Genomic DNA, 18,050 nt, shown 5'->3' with positions numbered 1-18,050 from the left:
GGTGCAGTATGCGTCATAAATTAAATTTAAAAGATTGGCTTATTCGTTTAGGGTTAATCTGGTTCTTAGTAACATTTATTATTTATCCAAACTTTGATCTAGTAGTGAATGTATTTGTAAAAGGAGGAGAATTTTCCCTTGATGCTGTACATCGTGTTCTAAAATCTCAGAGGGCACTTCAGAGTATTATGAACAGTTTTAAGTTGGCATTTTCACTCATTATTACAGTTAATGTCGTAGGTATTCTTTGTGTTCTATTTACAGAATACTTTGATATTAAAGGTGCTAAAATTTTAAAATTAGGTTATATGACCTCTTTAATTTATGGAGGAGTGGTTTTAGCGACTGGATATAAATTTGTCTATGGTCCTTATGGATTGATTACAAAATTTTTACAAAATATTATCCCTTCTTTAGACCCTAACTGGTTTATTGGGTATGGTGCAGTCTTATTCATTATGACATTTTCAGGAACTGCTAATCATACATTGTTTTTAACAAATACAATTCGAAGCGTTGACTATCACACTATTGAGGCTGCTCGAAATATGGGAGCAAAACCATTTACTGTTTTCCGAAAAGTAGTGTTACCAACCTTAATTCCAACTCTATTTGCACTTACTATCATGGTTTTTCTTAGTGGTTTATCTGCAGTAGCAGCACCCATGATTGTTGGTGGTAAAGAATTTCAAACTATAAATCCAATGATTATTACATTTGCAGGGATGGGGAATTCTCGTGATTTAGCTGCTCTACTTGCAATTATTTTAGGTATTGCAACTACAATTTTGCTTACTATCATGAACAAGATAGAAAAAGGTGGAAATTATATTTCTATCTCTAAGACTAAAGCGCCTCTTAAAAAACAAAAAATTGCGTCTAAGCCTTGGAATATCATTGCTCACATTGTAGCATATGGATTGTTCACAGTTTTCATGCTTCCACTAATTTTTATAGTATTATACTCATTTACAGATCCAGTTGCAATTCAAACAGGTAACTTAACATTATCAAACTTTACTTTAGAAAATTATCGCTTATTCTTTAGTAATAGTGCGGCATTCTCTCCATTCTTGGTCAGCTTTATTTATTCTATTATTGCTGCGACAACAGCAACAATTCTCGCAGTTGTATTTGCTCGTGTTGTCAGAAAACATAAATCTCGTTTTGATTTCTTATTTGAATATGGTGCTCTACTTCCTTGGTTACTACCAAGTACACTTTTAGCAGTAAGTTTATTATTTACTTTTAATCAGCCACAATTTCTTGTCTTGAATCAGATTTTGGTAGGTAGTTTGGTAATTCTACTTATTGCATATATAGTTGTAAAAATCCCATTTTCTTATAGAATGGTACGTGCTATTTTATTTAGTGTTGATGATGAGATGGAAGATGCAGCAAGAAGTATGGGTGCTTCACCTTTTTATACTATGATGAAGGTTATCATTCCATTTATTTTACCGGTTGTTCTCTCTGTTATTGCTTTAAACTTTAACTCTTTATTAACTGACTTCGACTTATCTGTATTTCTTTACCATCCATTAGCTCAACCACTGGGTATAACTATTCGTTCAGCAGGTGATGAAACAGCAACTTCAAATGCTCAAGCACTTGTATTCGTTTATACTATTGTATTAATGATAATTTCTGGTTCTGTTTTATACTTTACTCAGAGACCAGTTAGTAGAAAAAGGAGATAATAATGCAAGCAACAAGCTTAGGACTATCATACATCGAAATTGTATTAAGAATTGTACTTTCATTAGTTATTGGTGGTGTAATTGGTTTAGAGAGAGGAAGTAAATCTCAACCAGCAGGTATTCGTACACATAGTATTGTTTGTCTGGCTGCATGTTTAATTATGATGACTAATGAGTATGTATCTTATAAATTTGGTACAGGAGATCCTACACGCTTAGGTGCGCAGGTTATATCAGGTGTTGGTTTTCTTGGGGCTGGAACAATACTTATTACAGATAAAAAGAAAATAACTGGTTTAACAACTGCAGCCGGAATATGGGCTTCAGCTGGAATCGGTCTAGCTATTGGTGTTGGTTTTTATGAAGGAGCCATACTAGGAGCAATGTCTGTTTGGAGTGTTATAACTATGTTCCAACCTTTAAAAAAATATCTTCAAAGTCGTTCAAAGATAATCGAATTGTATATCGTTGTTAGATCTACAGAGGCATATAATCGGGTACTAGTATACTGTGCTGAGAATGGCATTAGAATGACTGATTCTAGAACTGCATTTGGAGATGTTAATTCAGAAAGAATTGAATATTTTGATGTTCCAGACAAAAAAATCGCGTCATTTATTACTCTGGAATTATCAGGTAGATTTGAGCACCTTAAACTAATGGAAGAAATTGCTAATATTGTTGGTGTGATTTATGTTGAGGAAATCAGCTAATCTAGGGATAAACAAAGGGACGGATTATTCTAGTCCTTTTGTTTTCTTTAAATAATAAGAAATATAAGGGCACATCTAAAAACTCAATTTCAATACTTTTAAACATTGATGTATCAACGTTTTCTGAGCAATAAAAATAGAAAATCGGTAGTTTTTAGAGGTGTCCATAATAATTTTTGAAGAAAAGGATCTAACTAATTTGAGAGTATATAAAGTGGATTTTGATGCAGGAAAAATAACTTATTTTGATGACTATAATCTCATACAGGTATACCACTTCCATTCATTTTATGATGTTTGTGAGATGGTGTTCGCTTGTCATTTACCATTTGAAGAAATGCTTAGAAATGTTATTGTTAAGGAGAAAGCTGTTCCCATATTAGAGTGTTATATTGAACAGATAATGAATACATTTCTAAATACAGAAGGATTTACTGAAAATGATTCCTTGGAATTTTCAGGTAGTGTATTTTCTTATCCGGTGATTTGTAATGCAGTTTACAAAATAGTACAAAACAGTGAATTGAATTGTAAAATTTATGTTACTAGTACTGAAAGTTAATGTAGATTTAGTGAAGTATTTCCTCCAGATGTAAACTAGATTAAAAGATTAGAATGTAATTTTCTTGTTAAAATAATTTAAATATTGTATAGTTATAGTGAAGGTTTATGACAGGAGTATTTTAATGGAAAAAGGGAAAAAGGTAACGATATATGATATTGCACGTTTGTCTGGTTTTTCTCCAAAGACAGTTTCACGTGTAATAAATGGAGGGAATAGAGTAAAACCTGAGACTTATAATGCCATAAAAAAAGTCATCGATGAGTTATCCTATATTCCAAATGCCTATGCTCAGAATTTAACGAAGAAAGAAACCACGAATATTTTAATATCTGTGAAGAAGATTGATTCTTTTCCTTTAATCTGGTTTCAAACACTTTTAGATAAAGTTTTACAAACTTGTAGACAATTTGGAGTAAATGCTATTGTTGAATATTTTGGAGAGGAAGATTCGATTAGTAATTCAATTATTTCAAGTATTGGTAGCCTTGTAGATGGAGTGATTGTCTTTTATGAGGGGGAGAATGATATTCGAATCCAATATTTAAAGAAAAATAATATGCCTTTCATTGTCTTTGGAGAGTCTCAAACACCTGGAGTAGTTTACGTATCTAACAATAACTTTCAAGCTACTTATGATATGATGAAAGTAGTTTTGGAAAAGAATTTTAAAGATATGTGGTTACTTATGGGAGGTGAGTCTTATGTAAATAAGGATCGAGAGAGAGGAGTGAGAACTTTTTTAAAGGATAATAATTATTCTATGGATTTGAAGGTAGTTTATGGTTTAACTACAATAGAGTCAGTTTATTCCTTTGCTGTGAATGATTTGTCTTTTGGAAATTATCCAGATATTATATTTGTTTCAGGCGATGAAAAAGTTCAGGGACTAATTCGTGCGTGTTACGAAAAAGGAATAGCGATTCCGGATAATATATCCGTTGTTGGATTTGATAATATTCCAATTTCACAGTATTACACTCCTGCTTTATCTACAATTTCTCCTAATTATGTTAAATTAGCTCAAGAAATGATTGAAGGGGTATTAGCAATTATAAAGGGGGAAAGTGTCACATCTGTTGAAGTTTCTACTAAACTTGTTAGGAGACAGAGTTTCTAGTATTGTTTAATTCTTGAAAATCCTAATGGAAAAGATGGAGTGTTCTAAAGTAAGTTCTGTTTAGCATCTATTCAGTTTCTATTGAGTTGGATCCAATTTCTAACAAGTGGGACATTTTCACGTTCGATTTACTAAAGACATTATCACATTCGAATCACACATCTTTCAAAAAAATCGTAAAAAAGTCTTGACAAAGAAAAAACAAAGTATTAAAATAAGTTCAACAAATCAGAAAAGTAACTATTTTTAATCTTCAGGGAGCCTGTGGTGATTGTGAACAGGTGGTTGGAAGTAGTGAAAGTGGGCTGATTTTAAAAATGAATTTGAAACAATGAAAATTCGGTGCGCACACCTTACAGTGCAACTTGTTGTTAGACAAGGCAGAGATGTAAAGGGATAGTCCCTTTATAATTGAGGTGGCACCGCGTTACCAACGCCCTCACATGGAATTTAATTCTGTGTGTGGGCTTTTTTCTATCCGTCATTTTGTTTATCTTTTATTAGGGCGTTAAGTCGCTTTGATGAACTTGAGTTCTATCTGCAGCTCCTTGCCTACTACTAAAAGCAAACAAAAAGGCCGGATTCATACAGAAAGAGGAAAAATTTTATGACAACTAAAGGTTATTTTGGACAATTTGGTGGTAGTTTTGTACCGGAGCCGATTCAGGCTTTGTTGGATGAGTTGGAAGTGACATTTGACAAGTACAAGAATAATCCAGACTTTTTGGCAGAATTTCGTCATTACTTAAAGGACTATTCAGGTCGCGAAACACCGCTCTATTTTGCGGAAAGTTTGACAGATCACTTAGGTGGCGCTAAGATTTATCTCAAGCGCGAAGATCTTAACCATCTGGGTTCTCACAAGCTCAACAACGTTTTAGGACAAATTCTTCTTGCTAAACGTATGGGCAAAAAACGAGTAATCGCAGAAACAGGAGCTGGTCAGCACGGGGTTGCGACGGCGGCAGCTGCAGCTAAGTTTGGTATGGCCTGTGATGTCTACATGGGAGCAGAGGATGTGGAACGACAACGTCTCAATGTTTTCCGTATGGAGATGATGGGAGCAACTGTTCATGCAGTTGAAACAGGGACTCGTACCCTCAAAGATGCTGTTGATGCAGCCTTTGGAGCATGGATGAATGACCTTGCAGCCTTTTATGTTCTGGGATCTGCTGTGGGACCTCACCCATATCCTACAATTGTCCACGAGTTCCAAAAGGTTATCAGTGAAGAATCTCGCCGTCAAATCTTAGAAAAAGAAGGTCGTTTACCAGACTACGTTATTGCCTGTGTAGGTGGTGGTTCTAATGCTATTGGTGCATTTTCTCAGTATGTGGCTGATGAAGAAGTCAAATTGGTTGGGGTTGAAGCTGCTGGTCACGGACTTGATACAGACAAGCACGCAGCTACTATGACAAAAGGTAGTATCGGAATTGTTGACGGTATGAAGACCTATGCAGTCTTTAAGGAAGACGGAGAGCTAGCTCCAGTTTACTCTATCTCAGCTGGATTGGACTATCCAGGGGTTGGCCCAGAACACGCCTACTTCAAAGATTCAGGTCGCGTGGAATATGTGGCTGCGACAGACGAAGAAGCGGTTCAAGCCTTGCTCCTCCTCAGCAAGACTGAAGGGATTATCCCAGCGATTGAAAGCTCACACGCTATCGCAGAAGCAGTTAAACGTGCACCGAAACTAAGCAAAGACGACATTATCATTATCAATGTCTCTGGTCGTGGAGACAAGGACGTAGCTGCGATTGCAGACTACCTAGAAGCTAAAAAATAATAGATGGAAAAATTACAGTCTTTTCTCTCACAGAGAGCTTGTGGTTGCTGGAAACAAGCAGAGAAAGCTGTAAGGTTGGGTCCATCTGAAACGAGAGAAGAAAACATAATTCTTAAGGGAGTGCCCTTTATAGCACAGCCTGTTACAGGAGGTATCTAAGACAGGAATGAGAGATAGGAGAAATCCTATAATTGAGGTGGCACCGCGAATTTCGTCCTCACGCAAGTTATTTTGCGTGGGGATTTTTCATACAGTCGCCACGGACTAGAAGTAGAACTGAAAGGGAAATTACAATGGAACGAATCATTCATGGAGATGTCTTATCACCAATCTTGGCTTATATGCGCCTACAGGGGCAACACAAGGTTATTTTAGAAAGTATTCCGAGAGACAAGGAAACAGCTCGTTTTTCTATCTTAGCCTATAATCCAGTTTTTGAGATTAAGTTTGAAAATGGAGTTCTTTATCAAAATGGTCAAGTGATTGATCAGGATCCCTTAGATTTCCTTTATGAAGTGACTCATAAGAGCCAGCACCATTCAGATCTACCTTTTGGTGGTGGGGCAATTGGTTTTGTTGGTTACGATATGATTTCGCTTTATGAAGAAATTGGTCAAATCCCTGAGGATACAATTGGAACGCCAGACATGCATTTCTTCGTTTATGAGAGTTACATGGTCTTTGACCACAAGAAGGAGAAAATCCATGTCATCGAGGATACTCTCTATAGTGAGCGAAGTCAAGAAGACTTGGAAAAAGCCTTGAACCAAGTGCTTGAGGAATTACGCATTCCTGCTCCAAATGAATTTGAAGACTTGGATCTATCTCCGCTGGACTTCAAACCGCATATTGCTCCTCAGAAGTTTGAAGAAATGGTGGAAACGGCTCGTGACTTGATTCGTAACGGGGATATGTTCCAATGCGTACTCAGCCAGCGCTTCTCAGCAGAAGTTACTGGAAATCCATTTGACTTCTACAGAAATCTCCGCGTGACCAATCCATCTAATTATCTTTATTTCTATGACTTTGGGGATTATCAAATCATCGGAGCCAGTCCAGAAAGTTTGGTTTCTGTCAAAAATGGCATCGTGACAACCAATCCAATTGCAGGGACGCGACCAAGAGGAGCTACGGATGAAGAAGACAAGGCTTTGGCGACAGAACTGCTTTCGGATGAGAAGGAAACAGCAGAGCATCGGATGTTAGTAGACTTGGGACGTAACGATATTGGCCGCATCTCTGAAACGGCCAGTGTCCAAGTCACTAAGTATATGGAAGTGGAGCTTTTCCGTTATGTCATGCATTTGACCAGTGTGGTCAAGGGGCGTTTGCTTCCAGAACTCACTGCTATGGATGCCTTGAAAGCAACACTTCCTGCTGGAACAGTGTCAGGAGCACCTAAGATTCGGGCCATGAGACGCATCTATGAACTGGAAACAGAAAAACGGGGCGTATACGCAGGAGCAATCGGCTACTTGTCTGCGACGGGTGATATGGATTTTGCCATTGCCATCCGAACCATGATTCTCAAAAATCAAACAGCTTATGTGCAGGCTGGGGCAGGGATTGTCTACGACTCCATCGCCCAAAACGAATACCAAGAAACCATTAACAAAGCAAAATCTATGACTAGAATTGGAGAACTAAGACCATGATTTTATTGATTGACAACTATGATTCTTTTACCTATAACTTGGCCCAATACATTGGGAATTTTGCAGAAGTTCAGGTCTTGAGAAATGATGATCCCAAGCTGTATGAAGAAGCTGAAAAAGCAGATGGACTGGTCTTTTCTCCTGGCCCAGGTTGGCCAGTTGATGCTGGAAAGATGGAAGATATGATTCGTGACTTTGCTGGCAAAAAGCCGATTCTTGGGATTTGTTTGGGCCACCAAGCCATCGCAGAAGTCTTTGGTGGTAAGTTAGGTTTGGCTCCAAAAGTCATGCATGGGAAACAGAGCAATATCAGCTTTGAAGCACCATCTGTTTTGTATCAAGGTATCGAGGATGGCCGTGCGGTCATGCGTTATCACAGTATTTTGATTGAGGAAATGCCAGAAGACTTTGAAGTGACAGCTCGTTCGACTGATGACCAAGCTATCATGGGAATTCAACACAAAAGTCTTCCGATTTATGGCTTCCAGTACCATCCAGAGAGCATTGGAACGCCAGATGGCTTGTCTTCTATTCGGAATTTTATCGAGAAGGTTGTAAAGTGAGGGAACTAGGATGAAAGAGATTATTGAAAAACTAGCAAAATTTGAAAATTTATCAGGTGTGGAAATGACGGATGTCATTGAGCGTATCGTAACTGGGCGTGTAACGGAAGCGCAGATTGCTTCTCTCCTTTTGGCTCTTAAGATGAAGGGGGAAACACCTGAAGAACGCACAGCCATTGCCCAAGTCATGAGAGGGCATGCCCAACATATTCCAACTGAAATTCATGATGCCATGGACAACTGTGGTACAGGTGGGGACAAGTCTTTTAGTTTTAACATCTCTACAACTGCAGCCTTTGTCTTGGCTGGTGGCGGTGTTCACATGGCCAAGCACGGTAACCGTTCGATTTCTTCTAAATCGGGTTCTGCAGATGTCCTCGAAGCCTTGGGTATCAATCTAGACCTCAAACCAGCTGAACTAGGAAAGGTCTTTGATAAAACGGGAATCGTCTTTCTCTTTGCTAAAAATATGCACCCAGCTATGAAATACATCATGCCAGCTCGTTTGGAGTTGGGAATTCCAACGATTATGAACTTGACTGGTCCCCTGATTCACCCAATGGCTTTGGAAACACAGCTTCTTGGTATTAGTCGTCCAGAGCTTCTAGAAAGTACAGCTCAGGTTTTGAAAAATATGGGTCGCAAACGTGCCATCGTTGTTGCTGGACCAGAAGGATTGGATGAAGCTGGCTTGAATGGAACAACCAAGATTGCTCTTCTTGAAAATGGCGAAATCACCTTGTCAAGCTTTACTCCAGAAGATCTGGGGATGGAAGGCTACGCTATCGACGATATTCGTGGAGGCAATGCTCAGGAAAATGCAGAAATTTTGCTCAGCGTTCTTAAAAATGAACCAAGTCCATTCTTGGAAACTACAGTCTTGAATGCTGGTCTTGGTTTCTATGCTAATGGTAAGGTAGCTAGTATCAAGGAAGGAGTTGCCGTGGCCCGTCAAGTGATTGCTAGTGGCAAGGCCCTTGAAAAACTCAGACTGTTACAGGAGTACCAAAAATGAGTCAGGAATTTTTAGCACGAATTTTGGAGCAGAAAGCGCGTGAGGTTGAGCAGATGAAGTTGGAGGAAATCCAGCCTCTGCGCCAGACCTATCGCTTGGCTGACTATCTAAAGCAACATCAAGACCGCTTGCAGGTAATCGCTGAAGTCAAGAAAGCTAGCCCTAGTCTGGGAGATATCAATCTCGATGTGGATATTGTGCAACAGGCCCAGACTTATGAAGCGAACGGAGCAGTGATGATTTCTGTTCTGACAGATGAAGTTTTCTTTAAAGGACATTTGGATTATCTACGGGAGATTTCCAGTCAGGTACAGATTCCGACGCTCAACAAGGACTTTATCATCGATGAAAAGCAAATCATCCGCGCTCGCAATGCCGGTGCGACAGTCATCTTGCTCATTGTGGCTGCCTTGTCAGAAGAACGTCTCAAGGAACTTTATGACTACGCGACGGAACTTGGTCTGGAAGTCTTGGTGGAGACTCACAATCTAGCGGAACTAGAAGTGGCTCACAGACTTGGTGCCCAGATTATCGGAGTTAATAATCGCAACTTGACCACTTTTGAAGTTGACTTGCAGACCAGTGTAGATTTGGCTAAACATTTCAAAGATGATCGCTTGTACATTTCTGAATCTGCTATTTTCACAGGGCAGGATGCGGAACGAGTAGCGCCATACTTTAACGGAATTTTAGTAGGGACAGCTCTCATGCAGGCAGAAGATGTGACCCAGAGAATCAAGGAGTTGCAGATTGACAAAGGTTAAAATTTGTGGACTATCGACCAAAGAAGCGGTGGAAACAGCCGTTTCAGCAAGGGCAGACTACATCGGTTTTGTCTTTGCACCTAGTAAAAGACAGGTGACCTTGGATCAGGCTGCTGAGCTGGCAAAGCTTATTCCTGCAGATGTCAAAAAGGTTGGTGTATTTGTTTCACCAAGTCGGGCAGAACTGCTAGAAGCGATTGACAAAGTTGGCTTGGACTTGGTTCAGATTCACGGTCAGGTGGTAGATGATTTGTTTGAGAATTTGCCTTGTGCCAGCATTCAGGCTGTGCAGGTGGATGGAGAGGGTCATGTGCCCAATTCTCAGGCAGACTATCTACTCTTTGATGCCCCTGTGGCTGGGAGTGGCCAGACCTTTGACTGGGCTCAACTGGATACGATTGGACTAACTCAGCCCTTCTTTATCGCAGGTGGGCTTAATGAAGACAATGTAGTAAAAGCAATTCAACACTTTACTCCCTATGCAGTAGATGTATCGAGCGGAGTGGAGACAGACGGACAAAAAGATCATGAAAAGATTAGAAGATTTATAGAGAGGGTAAAGAATGGCATATCAAGAACCAAATAAAGATGGATTTTACGGAAAATTCGGTGGACGTTTCGTCCCAGAAACATTGATGACAGCAGTTTTGGAGTTGGAGAAGGCCTACCGTGAAAGTCAGGCAGACCCAAGTTTCCAAGAGGAATTAAACCAACTCTTACGCCAGTATGTGGGACGCGAAACTCCCCTTTACTACGCAAAAAACTTGACCCAGCATATCGGCGGAGCCAAGATTTATCTCAAACGTGAAGACCTTAACCATACAGGGGCCCACAAGATTAACAATGCCTTGGGACAAGTTCTTCTGGCTAAACGCATGGGTAAAAAGAAAATTATCGCTGAAACAGGTGCTGGTCAGCACGGTGTGGCAACTGCAACTGCTGCAGCCCTCTTTAACATGGAATGTACTATCTACATGGGTGAGGAAGATGTCAAACGCCAAGCTCTCAATGTCTTCCGTATGGAGCTTTTGGGAGCCAAGGTTGAGGCAGTGACAGACGGTTCGCGCGTGCTCAAGGATGCGGTCAATGCAGCCCTTCGTTCATGGGTAGCTAATATCGATGATACCCACTATATCCTTGGTTCTGCCTTGGGACCTCATCCTTTCCCAGAAATCGTTCGTGACTTCCAAAGTGTCATCGGTCGAGAAGCTAAACAACAGTACCGTGACTTGACAGGACAAGATCTGCCAGATGCTTTAGTAGCCTGTGTTGGTGGTGGTTCTAATGCTATCGGGCTCTTCCATCCATTTGTAGAAGATGAGTCAGTAGCCATGTATGGAGCTGAAGCGGCTGGACTTGGTGTGGATACGGAGCACCATGCAGCTACCTTGACTAAGGGTCGTCCTGGTGTTCTTCACGGTTCTCTCATGGATGTGCTCCAAGATGCCCATGGTCAAATTCTTGAAGCCTTCTCTATTTCAGCAGGCTTGGACTATCCTGGTATCGGTCCAGAACATTCTCACTACCACGATATTAAACGTGCCAGCTATGTCCCTGTGACAGACGAAGAAGCCTTGGAGGGATTCCAACTCTTGTCTCGCGTGGAAGGGATTATCCCAGCCTTGGAATCTAGCCATGCTATCGCCTTTGCGGTGAAATTGGCCAAAGAACTCGGTCCAAACAAGTCCATGATTGTCTGCCTATCAGGTCGTGGGGACAAGGATGTGGTTCAAGTCAAGGACCGCTTGGAAGCAGATGCAGCAAAGAAGGGAGAAGCTCATGCCTAAGACACTAACAGAAAAATTGAACGCTATTAAAGCAGCTGGAAAAGGAATTTTCGTTCCCTATATCATGGCTGGAGACCATGAGAAAGGTTTGGATGGACTCGGAGAAACAATTCACTTTTTAGAAGATTTGGGTGTTTCGGCTATTGAAGTTGGTATTCCCTTTTCAGACCCTGTTGCAGATGGACCTGTTATCGAAGAAGCTGGCTTGCGCAGTTTAGCCCACGGGACCTCTACCCAGGCTTTGGTTGAAACATTGAAAACCATTGAAACAGAGGTTCCACTTGTCATCATGACCTACTTCAACCCCCTCTTTCAGTACGGTGTGGAGAACTTTGTCAAAGATTTGGCAGATACAGCGGTTAAGGGCTTGATCATTCCAGACCTTCCTCATGAGCATGCCAATTTTGTGGAGCCTTATTTGGCAGATACAGACATCGCTTTGATTCCTCTAGTTAGTTTGACGACAGGAATTGAACGCCAGAAAGAATTAATTAAAGGGGCAGAAGGATTTGTCTATGCCGTTGCTATTAATGGAGTGACAGGGAAATCAGGTAATTACCGTGCAGACTTGGACAAGCACTTGGTACAATTGCATCAAGTGGCCGATATTCCAGTCTTGACAGGTTTTGGTGTATCTAGTCAAGCCGATGTAGAACGTTTCAATGCAGTGTCAGATGGCGTTATCGTCGGTTCAAAAATCGTAAAAGCTCTCCACCAAGGAGAGCCGATTCAGGACTTTATCAAACAAGCAGTAGCTTACCAAAAATAATCACACAAGCAGAGAACAAGAGGAAAGGCACGAAAGGAAGTCTTTCCTTTTTCTTTTGTAGGAGAAAGGCTAGAATGCCTGTCGCCGAAGCAAACTGAATCAAGATGAGTAATTCGGTTACGCTAAAGATAAGAGAACAAGAAGCTAAAAAGAGAAAATCCCCTGCGCCCATGCGAATATCGATAAAATGAGCTAAAATTCCAAGGACAAGGAAGAAGACCATGACTAGATTCCAGCCCGAGCCGGCCATTAGGATTAGGTGGAAAGTCATCCAGACTAGTAAGGGATATTCCTGATGGTGAAAGTCGTAGATGCCCAAGGTCAAACCAGTGGTGATTAGGACGACTTGCCCCAAGGAAAGAAAGCCCCAAGACCAAGCTAGGAAGAGGAGTCCTAAGCCTAGTTCAAAGAGGGCATACCAGAATGGATAGCGAATCTTGCAGTAGCGACAGCGAAAGCGATTGAAGACCTGCGAGAGAATCGGAATCAAATCTAAGGGACGCAAGCGAGTCTGACAGGAATCGCAGTGACTAGCAGGTTGGATAATAGATTGCTCTGGAAAACGGTCAATAACCAAACCAAGAAAGGAAGCGAGAATACTCCCGACAAGAAAAAAATAAATATCAATCATACTTATCTATTCGTAAAAAATAGGAGAAGTAGTATAATGGAGAAACATAGATAAGATGGTGAGGAAATAGATGACAATTCGTTTTGAAGAAAATGTGAGCGCAGAAAATGCTCAGTTCGTATGCCAATGGTCCAACTCCCTCGGCAAGTCTTTTCAAGAACAATGGATGGGACCAAGGATTCCTTTTCCCTTGACAATTCAAGTTTTGCAAGATTTGGAAGGAATCTGTTCAATATTTGAAGGACAAGAGTTTGTGGGGCTTATCCAGAAAATTAGGCTAGAAGACAGCAATTTTCATATTGGACGGTTTTTAATCAATCCCCAGAAACAGGGGCAAGGCTTAGGTAGGCAGACTTTAAGGAAATTTGTTAATTTGGCCTTTGAAAATGAAGACATAGATAGTATTTCTTTAAATGTCTTCGAAGCAAATCAAGCAGCCCAGCATCTCTATCAAAAAGAAGGATTTGAAATCGTTCAAATGGTTGAAGCACCTATACGAAAATACATCATGAAAAAGCTTAGATAGAAAGCAAAAAAGCCTTGGTTCCCAAAGCTTTTTTATGTTATAAACTCATTAAAATAACTCCCAGTTAGATTTGGAATATTTTTTATTCTGTGTCATATAAAAATAAATAAAATGAATGGCTATAGCTAGAGCTAAAATGGTTGTTATACTCACTACTATTATAGGATTAGAAGCAAAGATTAAAGAGAGAATAAAGGCAGCCAGATAGAGTGTCGCTTGGACACAGTAGTAACTTTTCGAATAGCGAAGATAGTGTTTGTTATAGGGCCCATTTACTAGGACAGCAGCTTGAAAGAGGCCAAATCCGATATAAGAGAAGCTGGTTGCAAAGAGAAGATTAGCTTCAGGATTCAGAAGAAAACTCATCGAAACGGTCATCATAATAAGTCCAATGAAAATAGGATAGTGACTGTAAATTAGAAATAGTCCCTTTTGATTAGATTTTTCATCAATAGCATGGTCGAATTGACCAAAATAAAACAAGAACAGAGAAAGCATAATAATGAAATAAAGAACCGAATAAATCGAGAAATTCTCGATTGTAAAGAAGTTAGCTAGCTCCATAATCATCTCTCCAAACGTAATAATGACAAGAAGGGAGATGCGCTCGATTAAATGGGGGAGATTTACCTGGTAATGCTTATCTTTACTAAGCAAGATAATTGGCATAATAAATGTTAGCAGAATACTAGCAAATAAGACAGAGACTCCAACGTAAATAGGAAGAAGAGCTGCTAGATAGACTCCTAAACTTCCTAGACCTGTTATCCATAGAAAACCTTTGATACTTTCCTGTTCAACATTATCGGTTGATTTTCTAAAAAATTCAACCAAATATTGTAAAAATAAGGTAAAGGTTAATGTACCAACAGCCCAACAAAGATAATGAAAATATTGTTGCCAATCAGGTCCAATCATATTGGCTATAAAGAGTAAAAGTCCCATTTTGATAAACATGATTACCATGTTAAATAAAGAGTTCTTTCCATAGCGATTGGTATAAACGGTTTGAATCATCCATGAATCAGTGAGAACCAAGACAGCCATGAAAAAATCAAGGAAAGAATTCCAAGTCAAAATACCGTTATGAAGATGCTCAATTAAAGTAGTTGCTTTTGAAATTGCAAAAACAAAAACTAGGTCATAAAAAAGTTCTGAAAATTCTACACGTTTATGTTTAATAAGAGTTGTCATCTTAAGTCCTTTCTATTCTAGAAGTACAATTTATTATAACAGAAAATGGTAATGAGAGAAAAGGATATGCTTAAATAACTTCATGTGACGCGAATGAACTGCGCCACAAAAGTTAGGTTTTTTCTGTCTAACTTTTGGGGTGCAGTTCAGAAGGGGTGTTTTTTCTATCGTTTTTTAGTGCTAAGACTACACAAAAAAGCCTTGATTCCAAGGCTTTTTCCTGTTGATTTAGATGCCCCCTACAGGTATTTGGAAAGGACTTTCATATTGAGAGCAATTAAAAATATTGAAATATAAGTGATTTTAGGTATTTTCAATGTCATGATTTAAAAATGGGACAAAAGTGGGGCAAAAACCATACAGATTCTAAACTGTATGGTTCTTTTTTTATCTAACCAAGAAAGGTTAAAACTTATTAAAACAAATGCAATCAACTGTTGAAAACTTTTTAGTCCGTGTAATATAAAAACAAGTAAAAAGTTGAACTATAGGGAATATTGTGTCATAATAGGTAATAGATGAATAATTAATAGATTGGAAATAATGCTTTCTTACCTTAACAAGTTGAATTGGTTATACATTTTTTCGTCGCAATTGTGTCTATCTCTCGAGTTTAGCTAGTTTTTATAAGCTCTGGTTTCTAATCAATATAACAAATTTTAGAAGTGCATAAGACAAGATGGTGACATTACTACAGTCATTTCTAGTCACCATATGTTGCTGGCACAGGCTGTTTGTAGTGTTGGCTATTTACTAGTCAGTTTAATCGGAGTGTTTAATTTTTATTGTTGAAAGGTTTTTATATGGCGAAAATTCTATCTTTAGGTCTGACAGGTAAGAAATTACTTGCTCAGGGGTTCTTGTTTGTTCTGCTAGGTCTCATCTTGATGGTCACGGGGACTTGGTTGCCAGTAAAGGTTATTCGACTGGTTCTGTTTTTAGCTTGGATAGCAACGGTCTTAGATTTAGTATTACGTATTTTCAAAAAAAGTCAGTCAACGGACACCTTGGGAGTTGCACTGGTTAAATTGTTAGTGCTGGGATATTTGCTTGGCTCCAATCTTGCGACGGATGTGCCGATTTATATTTTGGCTCTTGTGATTGGAGTTTATCAGATTTTTCATGCTAGTATTAACCTTGTCACCTATGTTCTCTACCGCAAAAACAAAATTCGACCTCGTTTTCGTCTCTTACTAGATGGACTCGTACTAGTTTTTCTTGGTGGGACTAGTCTTTTGTCCTCTACAGGAAATTCTGTCTTTCAACTCTTTGTATTAGGGGCTTATTTTTTCCTTTATGGTCTGTCCAATATCCGTGATGGTTTCTTGTTTGAGGAGGAAATTGGGAAAAACCATCTCAAACGTCGTGTAAGAATGAGCTTACCTATTGTCCTAGCCGCTCTCATCCCTGCAAGTACTTTAGCAAAAATCAACAAATTCATGCAGGAAAATGCTGATGAGAGAGAGGATATCCATCTTGGAATGGTGAAGTCTGGTAAGACAGCAGAGCTAGAAATTTTTGTTCATACAGCTGAGACCTCCCTGTTTTCAGCTATTGGTCATGTGGATATCTTCTATCAGGGCCGTGTTATTTCTTATGGCAACTATGATCCGTCATCTGAGACCTTATTTGGTATGGTAGGAGATGGTGTCTTATATTTCTGTGACCGTGATAAGTACATTGACTTATGTAAACGGGAGAGTCAAAAAACGCTATTTGGTTACGGAATAGATTTGACACCGGAAATGGAAGAAGCGGTTCAGGAAAAATTAGCTGAATTAAAACAACTAACGATTCCTTGGGAGCCAAGCGCAGATAAAATTAAAACGGAAGATGGTAAGGAAGACTACACCTACGCTTATAAAATCAGACATGAGACGGATGGGGAACTTTATAAATTTATCAAATCTAAGTTTAAATCCTACTTTGTCTTGTCCACAAACTGTGTGCTCTTGGCTGATACCATAGTCGGTCAAGCTGGAACAGATATCCTCTCACCAAAAGGATTTATCGCTCCAGGAACTTACCAAGCCTACCTTGATCGAGAGTTTGAAAAACCAAATAGTATAGTCGTATCTAAACATGTTTATTAAGGAGAATTTATGAACTTAGTTAAAAAATATACCCCGTTAATCCTTTTTATAGGGCTGGTTGCTCTTGTAATTCTGAATGCATCGAGCTTTATATCAGGAGCAATCTCTCTCTTTGATGTAACATCAACCTTGATTTATGGTGCTGTTATTGCTTTTGTGCTTAATGTTCCTATGAAAAAAATTGAACAGTACTTAGTTAAATTGAAGGTAAAGGCAGAGTTGCGTCGTCCGATTGCCATGGTACTTGTTTTCCTAGCTCTTATCTTAATCGTGATTGCTCTTTTGGTTTTGGTGCTGCCAACCCTAGCTCAGACTATTAGTCAGCTGGGAACAGTCCTTTCAACAGTCCTTACTCAACTTGGGAAATTGCTAGGCAGCTCGGAATTTGTAACCAAAGACATGTTGTCAACTATCGTATCAGGCATACAGGGACAATCTAGTTCTATTAGCCAAGCTTTGATAGGTTTTTTATCAGGTCTGACTAGTAATATCGGCAATATTTTTTCAAGTTTGATGAATGCCTTTTTGATTATAGTCTTCACCTTTTTATTTTTATCCAGTAAGGAACATTTGGCAGCGATGACGAGTCGACTTCTAAAAGTTTTTCTTCCAGAGAAGGTGGTGATAAAGTTGACTTACATTGGACAAGTAGCACTAGAGACTTATGACCAATTTTTGATGAGTCAGCTGATTGAAGCAGTTATCATAGGAGTTATGATAGCGGTTGGTTACAGCCTGTTTGGGATACCCTATGGAGTAATGACAGGTATATTTGCAGGAGTGCTATCGTTCATTCCTTATGTAGGGCCTATGATTGCTTGTGTTGTGGGAGCGATTTTTATCTTCACAGTGAGTCCTACTCAAGCCTTACTTTCTCTTCTTCTATATCAAGTTATACAGCTGATTGAAGGAAACCTTATTTATCCAAAAGTTGTAGGTCAGTCTATTGGTTTACCAGCTATTTTCACGCTTGCGGCTGCTAGTATTGGAGGCAATCTCTTTGGCTTACTTGGGATGATATTCTTTACCCCCGTATTTGCTGTTATCTATCGACTGGTTAAAGAATTTGTCGTTGCAAAGGAAAATCAGGTAGATTAAGAAAAACTAAATTTAATAAGATATACTGAGAAGAGAGTGAGAGATTCTCTTCTCTTTTATTTTTAAATACTTTT

At 39.3% G+C, this 18,050-nt stretch carries 16 protein-coding genes and 2 other annotated features; of the genes, 14 read left to right on the top strand and 2 right to left on the bottom strand.

Annotated features, from left to right (window positions below; all coding sequences use genetic code 11):
• The first annotated feature begins 8 nt into the window (after positions 1–8).
• The 11 genes from HT722_RS03545 (at position 9) to trpA (ending at position 12,434) form a co-directional block, all read left to right on the top strand.
• Positions 9–1,700: an iron ABC transporter permease gene (locus HT722_RS03545; RefSeq protein WP_173277605.1), complete on the top strand. Its 1,692-nt coding sequence runs from the start codon at positions 9–11 to the stop codon at positions 1,698–1,700.
• Positions 1,701–1,702: 2 nt separating this feature from the next.
• Positions 1,703–2,413 (top strand): MgtC/SapB family protein, encoded by a 711-nt coding sequence (locus HT722_RS03540; RefSeq protein ID WP_001149044.1) that lies wholly within the window; start codon positions 1,703–1,705, stop codon positions 2,411–2,413.
• A 686-nt stretch (positions 2,414–3,099) separates the two neighbouring features.
• Entirely contained in the window at positions 3,100–4,095 is a 996-nt protein-coding gene (locus HT722_RS03535) for a LacI family DNA-binding transcriptional regulator (protein WP_000410752.1), read from the top strand.
• 214 nt (positions 4,096–4,309) lie between these two features.
• Positions 4,310–4,539: a binding site (T-box leader), on the top strand.
• 163 nt (positions 4,540–4,702) lie between these two features.
• A complete protein-coding gene (gene trpB, locus HT722_RS03530) occupies positions 4,703–5,881 on the top strand; it encodes a tryptophan synthase subunit beta (protein ID WP_173277603.1) in 1,179 nt (392 codons plus the stop codon).
• Positions 5,872–6,103, top strand: a binding site (T-box leader). It overlaps the preceding gene by 10 nt.
• Before the next feature lie 71 nt (positions 6,104–6,174).
• Positions 6,175–7,536 (top strand): anthranilate synthase component I, encoded by a 1,362-nt coding sequence (gene trpE / locus HT722_RS03525; protein ID WP_173277601.1) that lies wholly within the window; start codon positions 6,175–6,177, stop codon positions 7,534–7,536.
• The gene (locus HT722_RS03520; RefSeq protein ID WP_061864453.1) at positions 7,533–8,099 is read left to right on the top strand and encodes an aminodeoxychorismate/anthranilate synthase component II; all 567 of its coding nucleotides are present in this window, start codon (positions 7,533–7,535) and stop codon (positions 8,097–8,099) included. The genes trpE and HT722_RS03520 overlap by 4 nt, the downstream gene beginning before the upstream one ends.
• 10 nt (positions 8,100–8,109) lie before the next feature.
• Positions 8,110–9,114: an anthranilate phosphoribosyltransferase gene (gene trpD / locus HT722_RS03515; RefSeq protein WP_173277599.1), complete on the top strand. Its 1,005-nt coding sequence runs from the start codon at positions 8,110–8,112 to the stop codon at positions 9,112–9,114.
• Complete coding sequence (gene trpC, locus HT722_RS03510) at positions 9,111–9,878, top strand: indole-3-glycerol phosphate synthase TrpC (RefSeq protein WP_173277597.1); 768 nt, start codon at positions 9,111–9,113, stop codon at positions 9,876–9,878. Before trpD ends, trpC begins: the two co-directional genes overlap by 4 nt.
• Complete coding sequence (locus HT722_RS03505; RefSeq protein WP_173277596.1) at positions 9,865–10,464, top strand: phosphoribosylanthranilate isomerase; 600 nt, start codon at positions 9,865–9,867, stop codon at positions 10,462–10,464. The genes trpC and HT722_RS03505 overlap by 14 nt, the downstream gene beginning before the upstream one ends.
• Positions 10,442–11,665 (top strand): tryptophan synthase subunit beta, encoded by a 1,224-nt coding sequence (gene trpB / locus HT722_RS03500; RefSeq protein WP_020900370.1) that lies wholly within the window; start codon positions 10,442–10,444, stop codon positions 11,663–11,665. Before HT722_RS03505 ends, trpB (HT722_RS03500) begins: the two co-directional genes overlap by 23 nt.
• Positions 11,658–12,434 carry a tryptophan synthase subunit alpha gene (gene trpA / locus HT722_RS03495; RefSeq protein WP_173277595.1) on the top strand — a complete coding sequence of 259 codons (777 nt, stop codon included), beginning with the start codon at positions 11,658–11,660 and terminating at the stop codon, positions 12,432–12,434. The genes trpB (HT722_RS03500) and trpA overlap by 8 nt, the downstream gene beginning before the upstream one ends.
• On the opposite strand, the gene HT722_RS03490 is transcribed toward trpA, so the two are convergent.
• On the bottom strand, positions 12,406–13,065 hold the full coding sequence (locus tag HT722_RS03490; protein WP_173277592.1) for an A24 family peptidase: 660 nt from the start codon (positions 13,063–13,065) through the stop codon (positions 12,406–12,408). The two genes, trpA and HT722_RS03490, sit on opposite strands and share 29 nt — an antisense overlap.
• Positions 13,066–13,135: 70 nt before the next feature.
• Here HT722_RS03490 and HT722_RS03485 point away from each other — a divergent pair, with 70 nt between their 5' ends.
• Complete coding sequence (locus HT722_RS03485; protein WP_173277591.1) at positions 13,136–13,591, top strand: GNAT family N-acetyltransferase; 456 nt, start codon at positions 13,136–13,138, stop codon at positions 13,589–13,591.
• A gap of 48 nt (positions 13,592–13,639) precedes the next feature.
• Here HT722_RS03485 and HT722_RS03480 read toward each other — a convergent pair whose 3' ends face one another.
• Positions 13,640–14,785, bottom strand: coding sequence for a low temperature requirement protein A (locus HT722_RS03480; protein WP_173277588.1), 1,146 nt, complete (start codon positions 14,783–14,785; stop codon positions 13,640–13,642).
• A gap of 803 nt (positions 14,786–15,588) precedes the next feature.
• Between HT722_RS03480 and HT722_RS03475 the strand changes: the two genes are divergently transcribed.
• Positions 15,589–16,878 carry a DUF308 domain-containing protein gene (locus HT722_RS03475; protein ID WP_173277586.1) on the top strand — a complete coding sequence of 430 codons (1,290 nt, stop codon included), beginning with the start codon at positions 15,589–15,591 and terminating at the stop codon, positions 16,876–16,878.
• A gap of 9 nt (positions 16,879–16,887) precedes the next feature.
• Entirely contained in the window at positions 16,888–17,976 is a 1,089-nt protein-coding gene (locus tag HT722_RS03470; RefSeq protein WP_006150832.1) for an AI-2E family transporter, read from the top strand.
• Positions 17,977–18,050 lie beyond the last annotated feature (74 nt).

Source organism: Streptococcus sp. 53 (assembly GCF_013276565.1).
Classification (GTDB): domain Bacteria; phylum Bacillota; class Bacilli; order Lactobacillales; family Streptococcaceae; genus Streptococcus.
The sequence above is the reverse complement of the archived record's forward strand: the minus strand, read 5'-3'. Positions and strand labels throughout refer to the sequence as shown.

Bases quoted from the DNA above. Each gene is read 5' to 3' on its own strand.
- HT722_RS03545 (WP_173277605.1), top strand. From the start codon at position 9: ATGCGTCATAAATTAAATTTAAAAGATTGGCTTATTCGTTTAGGGTTA.
- HT722_RS03540 (WP_001149044.1), top strand. From the start codon at position 1,703: ATGCAAGCAACAAGCTTAGGACTATCATACATCGAAATTGTATTAAGA.
- HT722_RS03535 (WP_000410752.1), top strand. From the start codon at position 3,100: ATGGAAAAAGGGAAAAAGGTAACGATATATGATATTGCACGTTTGTCT.
- trpB (WP_173277603.1), top strand. From the start codon at position 4,703: ATGACAACTAAAGGTTATTTTGGACAATTTGGTGGTAGTTTTGTACCG.
- trpE (WP_173277601.1), top strand. From the start codon at position 6,175: ATGGAACGAATCATTCATGGAGATGTCTTATCACCAATCTTGGCTTAT.
- HT722_RS03520 (WP_061864453.1), top strand. From the start codon at position 7,533: ATGATTTTATTGATTGACAACTATGATTCTTTTACCTATAACTTGGCC.
- trpD (WP_173277599.1), top strand. From the start codon at position 8,110: ATGAAAGAGATTATTGAAAAACTAGCAAAATTTGAAAATTTATCAGGT.
- trpC (WP_173277597.1), top strand. From the start codon at position 9,111: ATGAGTCAGGAATTTTTAGCACGAATTTTGGAGCAGAAAGCGCGTGAG.
- trpB (WP_020900370.1), top strand. From the start codon at position 10,442: ATGGCATATCAAGAACCAAATAAAGATGGATTTTACGGAAAATTCGGT.
- trpA (WP_173277595.1), top strand. From the start codon at position 11,658: ATGCCTAAGACACTAACAGAAAAATTGAACGCTATTAAAGCAGCTGGA.
- HT722_RS03490 (WP_173277592.1), bottom strand. From the start codon at position 13,065: ATGATTGATATTTATTTTTTTCTTGTCGGGAGTATTCTCGCTTCCTTT.
- HT722_RS03485 (WP_173277591.1), top strand. From the start codon at position 13,136: ATGACAATTCGTTTTGAAGAAAATGTGAGCGCAGAAAATGCTCAGTTC.
- HT722_RS03480 (WP_173277588.1), bottom strand. From the start codon at position 14,785: ATGACAACTCTTATTAAACATAAACGTGTAGAATTTTCAGAACTTTTT.
- HT722_RS03475 (WP_173277586.1), top strand. From the start codon at position 15,589: ATGGCGAAAATTCTATCTTTAGGTCTGACAGGTAAGAAATTACTTGCT.
- HT722_RS03470 (WP_006150832.1), top strand. From the start codon at position 16,888: ATGAACTTAGTTAAAAAATATACCCCGTTAATCCTTTTTATAGGGCTG.